The organism is Gemmata sp. SH-PL17, assembly GCF_001610855.1.
GTDB lineage: Bacteria > Planctomycetota > Planctomycetia > Gemmatales > Gemmataceae > Gemmata > Gemmata massiliana.
The window spans coordinates 5,890,276-5,904,930 of the sequence record NZ_CP011271.1; the positions used below are offsets into that span (position 1 = coordinate 5,890,276).

15 protein-coding genes are annotated in these 14,655 nt (G+C 59.5%); 11 read left to right on the forward strand and 4 right to left on the reverse strand.

Translation table 11 applies throughout. The annotated features are described in order from the left end of the window. Positions 1 to 46: 46 nt before the first annotated feature. The 4 genes from VT84_RS24290 to VT84_RS24305 all read right to left on the reverse strand — a co-directional run bounded on the left by VT84_RS24290 (position 47) and on the right by VT84_RS24305 (position 4,753). Positions 47 to 3,298, reverse strand: a complete 3,252-nt coding sequence (locus tag VT84_RS24290) for a S41 family peptidase (protein WP_082841302.1) — start codon at positions 3,296 to 3,298, stop codon at positions 47 to 49. A 156-nt stretch (positions 3,299 to 3,454) separates the two neighbouring features. After that, positions 3,455 to 3,862 (reverse strand): HEAT repeat domain-containing protein, encoded by a 408-nt coding sequence (locus VT84_RS24295; RefSeq protein ID WP_204249640.1) that lies wholly within the window; start codon positions 3,860 to 3,862, stop codon positions 3,455 to 3,457. A 69-nt stretch (positions 3,863 to 3,931) separates the two neighbouring features. Next, the gene (locus VT84_RS24300; RefSeq protein WP_082841303.1) at positions 3,932 to 4,267 is read right to left on the reverse strand and encodes a hypothetical protein; all 336 of its coding nucleotides are present in this window, start codon (positions 4,265 to 4,267) and stop codon (positions 3,932 to 3,934) included. A 63-nt stretch (positions 4,268 to 4,330) separates the two neighbouring features. Then, positions 4,331 to 4,753 (reverse strand): secondary thiamine-phosphate synthase enzyme YjbQ, encoded by a 423-nt coding sequence (locus VT84_RS24305; RefSeq protein WP_082841304.1) that lies wholly within the window; start codon positions 4,751 to 4,753, stop codon positions 4,331 to 4,333. A 461-nt stretch (positions 4,754 to 5,214) separates the two neighbouring features. Here VT84_RS24305 and VT84_RS24310 point away from each other — a divergent pair, with 461 nt between their 5' ends. The 11 genes from VT84_RS24310 (at position 5,215) to VT84_RS24355 (ending at position 14,484) form a co-directional block, all read left to right on the forward strand. Then, a complete protein-coding gene (locus tag VT84_RS24310; RefSeq protein ID WP_239465465.1) occupies positions 5,215 to 6,117 on the forward strand; it encodes a DUF1559 domain-containing protein in 903 nt (300 codons plus the stop codon). A 46-nt stretch (positions 6,118 to 6,163) separates the two neighbouring features. Then, on the forward strand, positions 6,164 to 7,174 hold the full coding sequence (locus tag VT84_RS24315) for a Kelch repeat-containing protein (RefSeq protein ID WP_082841306.1): 1,011 nt from the start codon (positions 6,164 to 6,166) through the stop codon (positions 7,172 to 7,174). Between the two features lie 119 nt (positions 7,175 to 7,293). Beyond that, positions 7,294 to 7,977 (forward strand): hypothetical protein, encoded by a 684-nt coding sequence (locus VT84_RS24320; protein ID WP_082841307.1) that lies wholly within the window; start codon positions 7,294 to 7,296, stop codon positions 7,975 to 7,977. A 19-nt stretch (positions 7,978 to 7,996) separates the two neighbouring features. Beyond that, positions 7,997 to 8,218: a hypothetical protein gene (locus tag VT84_RS24325; RefSeq protein ID WP_052560416.1), complete on the forward strand. Its 222-nt coding sequence runs from the start codon at positions 7,997 to 7,999 to the stop codon at positions 8,216 to 8,218. Further along, positions 8,215 to 8,976, forward strand: coding sequence for a tetratricopeptide repeat protein (locus VT84_RS24330; RefSeq protein WP_082841308.1), 762 nt, complete (start codon positions 8,215 to 8,217; stop codon positions 8,974 to 8,976). The genes VT84_RS24325 and VT84_RS24330 overlap by 4 nt, the downstream gene beginning before the upstream one ends. A gap of 52 nt (positions 8,977 to 9,028) precedes the next feature. Beyond that, the gene (gene rpsR, locus VT84_RS24335) at positions 9,029 to 9,295 is read left to right on the forward strand and encodes a 30S ribosomal protein S18 (RefSeq protein WP_082841309.1); all 267 of its coding nucleotides are present in this window, start codon (positions 9,029 to 9,031) and stop codon (positions 9,293 to 9,295) included. A gap of 35 nt (positions 9,296 to 9,330) precedes the next feature. Then, the gene (rpsD, locus tag VT84_RS24340; protein ID WP_082841310.1) at positions 9,331 to 9,939 is read left to right on the forward strand and encodes a 30S ribosomal protein S4; all 609 of its coding nucleotides are present in this window, start codon (positions 9,331 to 9,333) and stop codon (positions 9,937 to 9,939) included. Positions 9,940 to 9,984: 45 nt separating this feature from the next. After that, the gene (locus VT84_RS24345) at positions 9,985 to 10,431 is read left to right on the forward strand and encodes a hypothetical protein (protein WP_052560413.1); all 447 of its coding nucleotides are present in this window, start codon (positions 9,985 to 9,987) and stop codon (positions 10,429 to 10,431) included. 241 nt (positions 10,432 to 10,672) lie between these two features. Next, positions 10,673 to 11,482, forward strand: coding sequence for a hypothetical protein (locus VT84_RS39725; RefSeq protein WP_162271830.1), 810 nt, complete (start codon positions 10,673 to 10,675; stop codon positions 11,480 to 11,482). A gap of 80 nt (positions 11,483 to 11,562) precedes the next feature. Next, positions 11,563 to 13,236, forward strand: coding sequence for a hypothetical protein (locus VT84_RS24350; RefSeq protein ID WP_162271831.1), 1,674 nt, complete (start codon positions 11,563 to 11,565; stop codon positions 13,234 to 13,236). A gap of 222 nt (positions 13,237 to 13,458) precedes the next feature. Beyond that, a complete protein-coding gene (locus VT84_RS24355) occupies positions 13,459 to 14,484 on the forward strand; it encodes a polysaccharide deacetylase family protein (RefSeq protein WP_082841312.1) in 1,026 nt (341 codons plus the stop codon). Positions 14,485 to 14,655: the final 171 nt, after the last annotated feature.

Here is a 14,655-nt window from a genome sequence, read left to right on the forward strand (position 1 = left end):
AAACAAAAGGCCCCGCAAGGGCGGGGGGTTCACAATACCATTTCGGCTACCGCTTCGGGTACGGCGGCGGTGCTGCCGTCTTCGGCGGGTTCTTCTTCAGTTCCGCGAGCAGCACTTCGATGCCCTTGTTCAACTGCTGGTCGTCGCCCGCGAACTCCTTCGCCGGGTCGTTGTCCACCACGATGTCGGGCGACACACCGACGTTCTCCATGATCCACTCCTTGCCGGCCAGATCGTAGCGCGAGAACTCGGGCTTGCTCAGCGACCCACCGTCGAGCAGTGGTAGCGCCCCGCGGATGCCGACCACCCCGCCCCAACTCCGTTTGCCGATGAGCGGCCCGAGTTTGTAGTGGCGGAACCGGTACGAGAAGATGTCGCCGTCCGACGCGGAGAACTCGTTTAAGAGGCACGTCATCGGCCCGACGAACGTGCCGTTCGGGTCGACGGTCGGTTCCGCGTTGCGCGCGATGCCGATCATCGCCGGTTCGCGCCGCAAGCGCTCGATCAGCATCGGCGACACGTTACCGCCACCGTTCCCGCGCACGTCAACGATGAGCGCCTGCTTCTTGAGCTGCGGGTAGAAGTGTTTGACGAACTCGTTGAGGCCGGCCTGCTGCATGTCGGGCACGTGGATGTACCCCACCTTGCCGTCGGTCGCGTCGGACACCTTCTTGATGTTCCCCTGCACCCAGGCGTAGTAGTACAGGTCGGCTTCGTCGGCCGTGGGGGTCACGACCACGCGGCGCGCGCCGTCCGCCGCCGGCTTCGTGTTCACCAAGAGCACCACCGGCTTGCCCGCAGTGTTCACGAGCAGCTCGTTGATGTTCTTCACCTCGCTCGTGGGCCGGCCGTTGATGGCGACGATCCACTCCTTCGCGCTCACGTTCACGCCCACTTCCGTGAGCGGCGACCGGCGCTTGGTAACCCAATTCTCGCCCGGCAGAACGCGCGTGATCTGGAAGAACCCGGTGTCCGCGTCGCGCTTGAATTCCGCGCCGAGCAGCCCCTGCGAAACCTTCCGCACCTCGGGCAGTTCGCCGCCGCCGATGTAGGCGTGGCCGGCGTTCAGCTCGCTAATCATCTCGCCGATGATGTACGTGAGGTCCGCGCGGTGGCCGACGTGTTCGACCAGCGGCTCGTACTTCTTCCGCACCGCGACCCAATCGACACCGTGCAGCCCCGGATCGTAGAAGAAGTCGCGCATCTGCCGCCAGCACTCGTGGAACATCTGCTTCCACTCCGCGCGGCGGTCGAGCGTCACTTCCAGCCCGGAGAGGTTCAGGGCATCGCCGATCGCGACCGGTCCCTTCGGCAAGTCGATGATGCCGTACTTGCCGTCCTTCTGAACGAGCATCTTCTTGCCGTCGGCCGAGATCTCGTACCCGCCCACCGTTCCGAGGTTGCTTTCCTTCTTCGTCGCGAGGTCGAACACGAGGAACGAGAACGGGTCACGGGTCGAACTGCGCTGGTAGTACAGCGACGTGCCCGCGGCCTTCAGATTGGAGTAGTTCCCCGCGGGGCCGGGGATCGCGACGATGCGCCCCGCGAGGCCGTCGAGATCGACCTTCACCTCCACCGCCCCGTCTTTCTTCTCGTCCTTTTTGTCTTTCTCGTCCTTTTTCTTCGGTTCGGCATCGTCGTCGAGCTTCGGGCGCAGCGGGTTCGGCGTCGCCTTCGCGAGCGTCACGAAGTAGATGCGCGACATGTCGCGGTACGAGTGGTTCCACTCGGTCTGGCTATAAACCGGGTTGAAGTCGCGCGCGGAGACGAAGAACAGGTACTTGCCGTCCGCACTGAACGCGGGCGCGCCAGCAGCGTACCAGCCGTCGGTGACCGGCGTCGCTTTGCCCGATTCGAGCGAGTACAGGTGAACCTTGTTGAGCGTATCGACCTCCTGGCGCCCGAACGCGATCCACTTCGAGTCCGGCGCCCAAACGAACTCGCGGATCTCCCACGCCTTCGCCTGGTCCACGAGCGTCACCTTTTTCGTTTCCACCTCCACGAACTGGAGCCGGAGTTTCTTGTCGCTCCACAGGATCTTTTTCGAGTCGGGCGACCAGAGCAGTTCGTACTTGTAGGTGTCCGCGCCGCTCGTGACGGGCTTCGCGGGCGCGCGGCCGTCGGCCGGGCCGACGTGGATCTCGTCCTCGCCGGTCGCGTCGGAAACGAAGGCCACGCTTTTGCCGTCGGGCGACCAGATCGGGTTGCGCTCGTGGGCGCCGGGCGAGTGCGTCAGGTTGCGCGTCAGGCCCTCTCCCGTCGGCACGGTGAAGATGTCGCCGCGTGCGGCAAACATGGCGCGTTTGCCATCGTTCGAGATCTCGAACGCGGTCACACTCTTACTCACATCGGTCAGCGCGCCGCGTGTGCCGAGTCGGTCTTCCTGAATCTGTACGGGCACCTTCACGGCCTTCCCACCCTTCACATCGAAGCGATAGATGTACCCGCCGTTCTCGAATACGACCGCGTCCTTGCTCGCGGACGGGAACTTGATGTCGAACTCCGTGAACTCGGTGTGCCGTTCGAGCTTCTTCGTGGCCGGGTCGATGGAGTACAGGTTGTACCGCATCTCCTTGCCGCGATCGGAAATGAAGTAGACCTTGTCGCCGACGAACATCGGGATGATGTCCTGCGCCGGGTCGTCCGTGAGCTGCTCGGTCTTCTTCGTCTCGAAGTCGTACAGCCACACGTCGTCGGCCATGCCGCCGCGGTAGCGCTTCCAGGTGCGGAACTCGCGGAAGATGCGGTTGTAAACGAGCTTCTTCCCGTCGGCCGAATAGCTCGCGAACCCGCCACGCGGGAGCGGCAGTTCTTCAGCCAGTCCGCCCTCTGCGGGCACGGTGTAGAGCTGACCGATGAAGTCGTTGAACGACCGCATCCGCGAGCGGAACAGGACGTTCTTCCCGTTCGGGGTCCAGCCCATCACGATGTTGTTCGGCCCCATGCGGTCGGACACTTCGTCGCGCCCGAGCGTCGCAGTGTAGGTCAGGCGCTTCGGTTCGCCGCCCGCCGCGGGGACGACGAACACTTCCGTGTTGCCGTCGTACTGCCCGGTGAACGCGACCTGCGTGCCGTCGGGCGAGAAGCGCGGGAACATCTCGAACCCGGGGTGCGACGTGAGGCGCCGGGCCGTCCCGCCGCCGGCGGACACCGTGTAGAGGTCGCCCGCGTAGGTGAAGACGATCTGATCGCCGTGAATGGCGGGGAACCGGAGCAGCCGGGCCTCTTCGGGCGCGGCACTGACGGGGCCAACGCCGACCGCGAGTGCGATCAGCGAGAAGAGCGCGTAGCGAAGCATGGTGCCCTCGTGGGACGAGTGGGTCGGTGAGCGAATTGTCGGAGAACGCGGGCACTCGTCAACCCGGTACGATCACGACCGCGACATTGTGACCCATTCGAGAGCCCAAATATCAGCTTCACGTTTTAGAAATGTGGCACCGCGTACCCGTCTGCGTTACTGGCTGGAGCGGTCATTCACCACGGTGTCGAGATCCGTGCGAAACGCTTCGGTTTCTCCCGGCGACCTGAATGTGAACGAGCGCGCGTGCCAAAGTAGCGTCCGGGCTTCATTGGTTTCGAGGTGTTTCAAGGCCCAAATCGCCCAATAACGAAGCCGCTCATCGTGCCCGCGCAGTTGCTCCGCGAGGAAATCGAACGCAGCGGGTGACTTGGCAAAACCAATCAACTCCAACAGCCAACACCGGAGCCCGTGATCGCTCTCTTTGCCGAACTCCTCGACGAGTTCACGAACGTATTCACTCGCGTGGGGTCGGAGCCAGTGGAACCCCTCTTCGCGCGACTGCCCGTTGCGCTTCCGCATCATTGCCAGGCACTTCTTGAAGCCGGGAAACCGATCCTTCATCCCGATCCCCTTCCGCGACTTATTCGCCAGTGATCGCCACCAGCACGCTTCAGACACCGACGGTGCCGGTCAAGTGTCTTCGAGCTGAGTGGGAACTTTCCATTCGTCCTTCAGCGCCCTCTGCGCAATCAGATCAGCTACAACCCGCTCAATCAACGCGCGATCCAATCGCACCACGAACAAATCCGGAGCCGAGTGGTAGCACCCTCTCAAGTATTCACCCGTTTCGCGGCACTCCTCAATCGACTTCGCCAAATACTTGAAGGTCCACACGTTCAAGGCGTATTTCGTCCCGCAAGCGAGTGTGACCTGCATGTTGAAGAAATCCGTTTCCGGATCATCGCCTTCTTGCGGTATCCAATGCTCGAATTCCAGCCAGAGTTGGAACGGTAATGATTTCGTCATGTGTGTTTGGACACGCCCGATGTTGCGCGGTTCGTATGTCCCTCGAAAGCCTCATTCACTCAACTACTCCCCGATGATCTTCACGAGCACGCGCTTCGGGCGGCTGCCGTCGAACTCGCCGTAAAAGATCTGCTCCCACGGGCCGAAGTCGAGTTTGCCCTTCGTGATCGCGACGACCACCTCCCGACCCATGATCTGCCGCTTCAGGTGGGCGTCCGCATTATCCTCGCCGGTGCGGTTGTGGTGGTAGTGGTTCGGGTCCGGGTTGAAGGGAGCCAGTTCTTCCAGCCACACCCCGAAGTCGCGGTGCAGCCCGCGCTCGTCGTCGTTGATGAACACGCTGGACGTGATGTGCATCGAATTGCAGAGCACCAGCCCCTCTTTCACCCCGCTTTTGCGAATGGCCTCTTCGACCTGCGGCGTGATGTTCACGAAGGCCATCTTCGAGGGAATGTTGAGCGTCAGGTACTCGGTGTGAGACTTCATGGTGCCTTCTCCGCGCGGCGCGGGCGACACGTTCGCGCCCGCCGACCCGCGATGGCGTTGTACGGCCGCGCCCGGCTCAAAGGCGAGCAATTCAGCATCCCAAAAACGTCAGCGCCGGAATGAGACGGAATCTCTTCCAGCACCGAACTCGTGAAAACAAAATCGCAAATTGCTCCGTTGACATCTCGTCCTAACCAAGTACCATTTCCACTGCCTTGATGAGATTTATTCTCAACAAGTAAATCACCTAGCGAGTCGCTTAGCCTCCGCAGGCTATTTGGTTCACCGAGAACCAACCCACGTCCAGCGATGCGTCTCGCGGCCATCCCACTCACTTGAGGAGGGTGCCGCGCTATGCGCCGCCCACACACAACCCCGTTCCCCGCGCCCATTCCACCACCCACGCGCGTTCCCGCGCCGGGGCACCTGGGCGGAGCGCGTTCACCCTGATCGAACTACTCGTGGTGATCGCGATCATCGCGATCCTGATTGGGCTGCTGCTGCCCGCGGTTCAGAAGGTGCGTGCCGCCGCCGCACGTATCAAGTGCGCGAACAACATGAAGCAGATCGGGTTGGCGACCCACGGCTACCACGACGGGAACAACCAGTTCCCCTACGCGGTGTCGTACTACCAGCCCCGCGAGGAAACTGCGAGCTACGTCACCGGGTGGATTCTGCTCCTGCCGTACTTGGAGCAAGACGCGGTCGCCAAGAAGTGGAACCCGAAGCTCCCGCGCCACAGCACCGATGATTCGGACGGCGACGGTTACACCAACGCGATGCTGCAACAAATGCAAATCGCGTCCTTCACCTGCCCGTCGATGACTCCCCCGAGCGGCACCTCGGGCGGTTCGCTCGGTACCGCCCCCGAGAACCGCGCCCCGTCCAGCTACGTGTTCTCGGCCGGTACCCCCACCTGTTACGAATCGACCTACGGATCCTACGCGACGCTCCCGAGCGACGGCGTCATCGTGCCGGTCCGCAACAAGAAATATTCCACGGACCCCTCCCAGCGCGACGCCTACGGTAACTCCCAAACCACCCTCATCACGATCAGCGACGGCACCTCGAACACGTTCATGGCCGGGGAGTGCGATTTCAAGCCGGCCGGCGTCCCGTCGACCTACGGCCCGGTGTGGGCCTACGGGTACCTCTACAACTGGACCGGTACGATGGGCGGGCTCAACAAGCGCGACGGGTCTTACGCCGGCGCCAACTACGGCACGTTCCGTAGCGAACACGGCGGCGGCGCCCAGTTCGTCATGGCTGATGGGTCGGTGCAGTTCATCCGCGACTCGATCGATCCGATCACGTTCGCCGCGCTCGGTACTCGAAACGGCGGCGAAGTCGTGACGCTCCCTTAATCCGCGATCCGCGAACTCACCACCCCTCACCCAGGACATTCAAGAGATGCGTAGTCGAATCGCTTGCCTGTTTGCAGTAGTTCTTGCGGCCCCCGCCGGCGCCGCGGAGCCGAAGGCCCCCGAAGTGCCGCCGCTGCCGAAGGCCGTTGCCAGCTTCGGCGCGGTCGCGTGTGACGGCCACCTGTACGTCTACGGCGGGCACGCCGGGAAGACCCACAGCTACGACACCGAGTCCGTTCTCGGCACGTTCCACCGCGTGAAACTCGACGGTGGGACGACGTGGGAAGAACTGCCCGCCGGCCCCCGGGCGCAGGGCATGAACCTCGTCGCCCACAAGGGGAAGGTGTACCGCGTCGGCGGGATGCAGCCCAAGAACAAGCCCGGTACGCCGTCCGACAACCACTCGCTCGCCGACTGCGCCCGGTTCGACCCGAAGAGCGGCAAGTGGGAAGACCTGCCCGCGCTGCCCGCCGGCCGGTCGTCTCACGACGTCGTGGTCGCGGGCGACACGCTGGTGGTCGTGGGCGGCTGGCAGATGAAGGGCAAGGGCGAGAAGTCCGTGTGGCACACCACCGCCCTGCTCCTCGACCTGAACGCGAAGGAGCCGAAGTGGGAATCGGTCGCGCAACCGTTCCAGCGCCGCGCCCTCACCGCCACCGCAGTCGGTACGAAAGTGTTCGTGCTGGGCGGGCTGGGTGCGGACGGCAAACCGACCGACGTCTTCGATGTGGAAACCAAGAAGTGGTCCACAGCCCCGGCGCTGCCCGCCGAGGGGAAGAAGGCGATGGCGTTCTCCCCGTCGGCCGCGACGGTCAACGGGCGCGTGATCGTGAACACGGTCGCGGGTCCGGTGTACCGCCTCACTGAAAAGGGCGACGGGTGGGAAAAGGTCGGCACCGCCGAAACCCCGCGGATGGTGGCCCGGATGGTTCCCTTCGGACCCACGTCCGTTGCTCTGATCGGCGGCGCGTCCCCGGACGAGGGGAACGTCGCGGGTATCGAGATCGTGAAGCTCGCCGAGAAGGGCACACCGGTCGCCGCACCCGCCAAACCGTAACAACGAATCGGCCGCGTTCTGCGGCCCCGAAATTCCGGCGGCCCGCCGCCGGATAGGTCGGGCGGGTAGACCGTCTGCCCGCCCGACCCGCGCTCTCCTTTTTTACCCGAGGCATGCCAATGTTCCGCTTCACTGGCGCGGCGATCCTGTTCGCCGCTGCGGCCCTGACTGCGCACGCACACTTCGTGTTCATCGTCCCTGACCCGAAAGACCCGGCCAAAGCCGTCATCGTGTTCAGCGACGATCTCGATACCGACGAGAACGTGGGCACCGAAAAGTTGGCGACGCTCAAGCTCACGTCCCGCGACGCCGCGGGCGCTGAAGGGGCAGTCGAACACAAGGCCAACAAGCACGACCTGACCGCGAAGGTTCCCGGCAGCGGGCCGCGCGTCGTGTACGGCACGCTCCACTACGGCGTGATGCAAAAGGGCGACGCGAAGCCGTACCTGCTCGCGTACCACCCGAAGGCCGTGGTCGGCGCCGTCGCCACCGACAAGCTCGTGCTCGGCGAAAAGGCGCTCCCGGTCGAACTCGTCCCGGTCGCGGCCGGCTCGAACGTGAAGTTCAAGTTCATCTCCGGTGGGAAGCCGGTCGCGGACGCCGAAGTGACCGTCATCAAGCCGGACGGCGGGAAAGACAAGGCGAAGACCGACAAGGACGGGCTGACCCAGGCGTACCCGGCGCAGGGCCGGTACGGGGCGTGGGCCAAGGACGTGGTGGCCAAGCCCGGCGAACACAGCGGCAAGAAGTTCGACGAGGCCCGGCACTACGCCACCCTGGTGACGGAGTTCCCGGCCAAGTAACCCGAAAGGAGGGCGTACCGTGACCGCGACGGACCGGGTCCGTGAAGACAACCCGCGGTGGCTGGCGGCACTCGCTGCCGCCGGACCGGTCGCCCTGGCCGCACTGTTCGTTCTGTCGCTCCCGATCGACACGAGCCGCGTACCCGCCGCAGCGGTTCACCAGCACCGACCCGCGCCGACCGACTCGCCCCCGGCGCGCTGCGAAGAAGTTCCGGAAACGACCGTTGCGAGGGAACCATGACTGTCGCCGACTGCTTGTGCCGGGCCGCGACCGAAAAACTCGACGCGAACGACTTCACCGGCGCGATCGAACTCGCCCGCGCCGGTCTGCTCCGCGACGAGAACCACCCGGGGTTACTCCAGGTGTACGGTCTGGCCGCGTACCACTTGGGGGAACCGGTCGACGCGCTGGAAGGGTTGGAAGGTGCGAGCATGATCGCGCCGCTCCAACCAATTTCGCAACTCGCCCTGGCCGACCTTTATCTGTGTACCGGTAAGCGGAAGAGCGCCGCGACCGGGCTGTTGTTTCTGGCCGAACCGGGGAGGTGCCCGACTCCCCTGCTCCCGGACCTGGCGCGCCTCCTGGGGAAACTCGGGGCGTACCGATCGGCGTTTAAGGTTTGCCGCCGACTCGCCAAGGCCCGGTCGTGGTACCACCCCGCCCACTACGGGATGGCTTACTACCTCGCCAAGTTAAACAAACCGATCGAGAAGTGGTTGCCGCACCTGCGGTCCGCGGTTGAGTTGGCCCCAGGCGCGGTCCCGTACCGCGTGGCCCTGGCCAACGCTCTGGGGAACGTGGGGCGCCCGGAAGAAGCGTGCGAAATCGTTCGGGACGTGCCCGCAGCGGCCCTGAGCTGTTCGGCGTGCCTCAAACGGCTCCAAAACGCGGCGGAAGAGGCCGGCGAAGTGGAATTGGCCCTGCGATTCCGCGACCGGCTCCGCGAAGTGACGCGCCGCCGGTGCGATACTTCCGAAAGGGACTGCTTCGAGACCTGAGTTTGTATATAAAGAACCGCTACTCCAAAAAACCTTGTTAAGGAGCACGCCGATGGCGCGCCCAAAAACGAACGCGAACGGCCTTAAAGTGGTGAAGTCGAAGGGCAAGCGGCAGTTGGCTCACGCCCCGAAGGGGTACGAGCCGCGGCCCTCGTTCATCGACTACAAGGACGTCGCGGGGATCAAGCGGTTCATTACGTCCCAGGGCAAGCTCATGTCGCGCAAGCGCACGGGCCTGTCCGCCGCGGCGCAACGTGCGCTCGCGATCGCGGTCAAGCGCGCCCGGTTCATGGGGCTGTTGCCCTATGTGGGCGAGTGACCGCTCCCTTCAATTTTTATTGATTGAGGCGACGGATGAGTCGATTCACCCGACCGAAGGGTAAAGTCAACCGGGCGCTGGGCATGGCCGTGTATGAAAAGCACGGCGCGGTCAAAGCCCTCGAGCGCCGCGAATACCGGCCCGGCATGCACGGGCTGCGCAAGGGCAAGGTGTCCGAGTACGGTCTCGCCATGCGCGAGAAGAAGAAAATCAAGCACTACTACGGGCTGCACGAGCGCCAGCTCACCCGGTTCTACCAGCTCGCGACCAAATCGACGGAGAACACCGGCACGGAACTGCTGGTGCTGTGCGAGCGTCGGCTCGATAACGTGGTGCGCCGCGCCGGGTTCGCCCGCACGCGCCCGGAATCGCGCCAGGGTATCAACCACGGTCACTTCCACGTGAACGGACGCAAGGTGGACATCGCGAGCTACCTCGTGAAACCGGGCGACGTGATCGCCGTGGCCCCGCGCAAGAACGTTCAGGCCAAGTACCGCGAGCGCCTCACCGAGGGGTTGCACAACGCCGACTGGATCACGAGCGACCCGGAGAACCTGTCGTTCACCGTGTCGCGTTTGCCGACCGAATCCGACGTGAGCCTGCCTGTTGAGATCCAGCGGGTGATCGAAATCCTCAGCCGCTGATCGAAGTCCCGCCCCAGTGATTTCCCAATTCCGGAGATGCCGTTTATGCGACTGCTGTTCGTGATGGTTGCCGCCCTGTCGTTCGCCCCCGTGTCGCGGTCCAACGAAAAGGCCGCGGCCGATAAGCAGGTGAACTGCCCGATCATGACCAAGGACGAGATCGGCGAAGACGCCAAGATCGTCGAGTGGAACGGTGTGAAGATCCAGTTGTGCTGCGACACGTGCCTGAAGAAGTTCAAGGCCGAGCCGGAAGCGTACCTGATCCCGGAACTGCTCCCGCAACTGAAGGGCAAGGAACTGCCGAAGCGGAAGATCGAGCAGGTGTACTGCCCCGTGTACCGCGACAAGGTGGTCAGCAGCAAGGACGTGTCGGCGGAGTACAAGGGCGTGAAGGTCTACTTCTGGAACGCCACCGCCAAGAAGAAGTTCGAGGCCGAACCGGAGAAGTTCGCGGACCCCGCGGTCCTGCCGCAACTCAAAGGCAAGAAGTGAGAACAGGCGGACGACTTAACACGTAGACAAACAAGGGCGGGACACCCCCGCTCTTGCACCATTACACTATCAAATCAAAACACGTCCCCTGAGAACACAACTCACTGTCATTTCACATCGTGGGCAACAATATTTGAATTCAACAATCAACCCAACTCAAAACTTAATCGCAGCGCATACAACCCGCACGACACCATCAATTACTACAAAAGCAACACTTTCCAATTCACCAGAGGAATATATGATCCGTCATTTGACCCGCATCCCTGGAGCACGACGATTGTGGTCAAAGTTCCCTATCGGATCAGTTAGCCTCCGAACCGAGTACGACATTTGGGACCGCCCCCACTACGCATACGGCGTGTACAAATCTGCCCAACTCGCACGGAATTTGAAATTACAAGAAATTAGTGTTATTGAATTTGGGGTCGCGGGCGGCAACGGGCTAGTTGCTTTAGAGCGAATCGCAGAACAGGTAAGCCAGCATCTCAACATAAAAATAAGCACATTCGGGTTCGATACGGGCCAAGGCATGCCCCCACCCACCGATTACCGTGATCTTCCACACGTCTGGCAAGCCGGGTTTTACAGTATGGATCAAAACAAGCTCAGGAGCCGACTCAGAACTGCGGAACTGGTTCTCGGCAATGTGGCTGACACCACATCTGAATTAACAACAAGAAGCAATTTTCCACCAATTGCTTTCGTCGCATTTGATCTAGACTACTACAGCTCAACGAAGAGCGCTTTTGGAATTTTTGCCGGCCCATCAAGTTCGCGATTGCCGCGAGTCCATTGCTATTTCGACGATATCGTTTGGCCCGAACACGCCTGCCACAATGAATACACTGGGGAATTATGTGCAATTCGAGAATTTAACGATGAAAACGAAAGTCAAAAAATATCCAAAATACCAAACCTTGCATGGATGAGAAAATATCCGGCCAGATGGAACGAACAAATTTATATACATCACGACTTCGACCACCCCTCGTATTGCCAACTTGTAACACCACCCGGCGACACATACCGCGAGCGACCGCTACAATAAAACTCACCCTCTTGGACACTACCGACTATGCCCCGCCTCGCCGTCGTAAAGCCCTTGTTCTCGGGGACGACATTCGGTCAATGATTGCTGTCATCCGTTCCCTCGGACGCGGCAATATCGAGGTTCATATTGGAAACCCCTCACCCCAAAACCCCGCCCGCGCCTCCCGGTACGTTAGCGCCATTCACGACATCCCCGCTTACTCACCAGATCAATGTCACAGGTGGATCAAAGCAGTTCAAGCCATCATGACCCGGGAGCAGTTTGACCTTGTTATACCATGCTCCGACCCTACCCAAATCCCTCTTCAGCAGCACCGTAAAGAACTAGAGCCGCATGGAAAAATCTACCTCCTAGATGATGCTGTATTCAAAACAATAACAAACAAAATATCAGTAAACTCTCTGGCCCGCAAAGCAGGCGTACAACTACCACGAGAAATGGTAATACACAGCGCCAACGAAGCACCGCTAATCAAAGATAGCTTTAAGATCCCAATAGTACTAAAGCCAACATCGTCATTTGACAGCAATCACATCGGCGAAAGACGCACGGTACAGAAAATATATAGCTACGACAAACTGGATTCAGCAATTGCAAAAATGCTAAACTACGGACCCGTGACAATTCAAGAAAATTTCATTGGGTGCGGAGTGGGAGTTGAATTCTTGCTCAATCAGGGCAAGCCACTACTCGAGTTTCAGCATATCCGTCTTCACGAACCATTGCACGGGGGAGGAAGCTATTACCGAAAGGGAATGGCTGTGACCCCACATCTCCGAGAAGCCGCCCTAGCCATCTTAGGCCAATTAAAATACACGGGCGTAGCAATGGCGGAATTCAAAATCAATCTCGCAACAGGCAACTGGATTTTTATCGAGATAAATGGACGTTTTTGGGGTTCGCTCCCTCTCGCAATTGCATCGGGAGCCGATTTCCCCCTTGCCCTCTTCAAACTTATTGTTGACCAGCAAACTGAGCACAATACTAGTTACCGAACTGGGCTCTGTTGCCGATACTGGACCGGAGACTTCAACTGGCAACTTGCCAATATTCGAGCAGACCGATCCGATCCCACGCTCGCAACTCGCCCGCTCTCGACGGTATTAAAAGAAACCATAGTAAGCACCCTTGCACTCAAAGAGCGAAGTGACACTTTAACTTTAGATGACCCGATGCCAGGGCTTGTCGAACTTAGACAATTGACGTCGACCATAGCACAACGTTTCATCCGACCAATTCGACGCAGGTGGTTACAATCGCAATTGGCCCGTACACGGTTGAAGAGCCGTGCGCGGATCGCTTTATTGCAAGCGCAGACAGTACTCTTTGTTTGCAAAGGCAACATTTGCCGCAGTCCCTTTGCTCACCAAATCGCGAAACGATTGTTTCCACCGAACCGCACATGTATTTCGGCCGGTTACTACCCGAAAGCTAATCGCCCGTCGCCCGCAACCGCAGTCACCGCTGCTGCCCAAATGGGAATCGATCTATCGGAGCACCGGTCCATCCAATTGACCGAGGAACTCGTTAACAGCGCCGACGCCATATTTGTGTTCGACTTCGAGAACTATGAACGGCTCATTGCAGACTACAACTGCCGCCACAAACTGCACCTAGTCGGAGCAATGTCATCCGGCCCAATCTGGATCGACGATCCGTATGGCCAACACATAGACCAATTTATCGCAACTTACGAGAAAATATCCAAAGCAATTACGACTCCGTTCAACTCTAAAGCCAGCACAAGCTAGCCAATCTACACCACCAAAAGATGTCAGATCAAGCGAGACTCAAACTTAGCGTAAACAACAAATCACGAACCAAACCAGCATACCGTGCCACCACCGAACAGCTTCGCCCTATATAGATCCAAACGCATAGCATATTCGTGCCGGCAGCTACAACGCCAAAAATGCACCCAGATAACGAATTATTACAAACACCCACTCCATACCACCTAAAACGGAATCAACATGTTCATCACAAATAAAAAAAAACACCTCGCCAGTATCCTGGATAATTTAGGAATTACCCGCTTAGCAGCGAAGCTCCCGCGTCAGCCACAATTATTTGTGTTTAACTATCACCGAATCGGCGCCACTTATGACAATCCCTACGACGACGCTGTTTTTTCGGCTACCGCAGAAGAGCTCCGCACACAGATGTTATTCATACGAAGATACTTCGACCTACCTCCACTGAACGACATAGTTGCGGCAGTGGCAAGCAACTCACACATAAAGCGCCCCACAGCGCTAGTCACGTTCGACGATGGTTACCGAGACAACTACGAATTGGCGTTCCCGATTCTCAAATCATGCAAAGTTCCGGCCGTTTTCTTTGTTCCAACTGATTTCGTAGATCGCCCCAGTCTCCCGTGGTGGGATCGAATCGCGTTCGTCGTTAAGCAATCAAGAACCGATATAATTGAGATGAAATTTCCCGAACAAATCGCCTTCGACCTTCGGACGACTCCGAGGAAACACGTCGTAAAGAAAATTCTAGACCTGTACAAACAACATCGCGGGCGCGACGAACAAAAATTCATATCGCACCTAGAAGAACAAGCCAAGATATCACCGCCGCCTCACGTACTTGCGCACCGATGGATTATCACTTGGGATGAGATTCGCAATATGATCTCGGCAGGCATGTCTATCGGATCTCACACGCACACACACGGCATCCTGGGTGGAATGGATGAGGCAACACAGGCCCGAGAACTGCGAGAATCAAAGACCATACTTGAACGGGAAACGGGCCAACCAATCACCACACTCGCCTACCCGGTCGGATCGACGACCGCATTTAACGAAATCACAAAGCGCCTAGCCAAAGAAATCGGCTACAGCCTTGCCTTCTCTTATTACGGTGGAGTTAATTGGCCAGAACACACCGATCCATTCGACATTAGGCGAATTGGGGTAGAAGCGAACGAATCAATGTCTCTCTTCCGCACGAAAACAGTTTTCAACAGCTTGCTCGGCAAAGCATTTTAGTATCAGCGATCTGTCAAATGAAGCAGTACGAAGATCCGGTGACGTTGCAACACGCGCCCGAAGAAACTCAAAATCGAGCCGAAGAAGCTCGCTGTCCCCACGGCAGGGTCAACGCATCTTGAAGTACTGACGGTATAGGTCTTTAGCCCTAGTAGTTCAACTGTTTTGTGT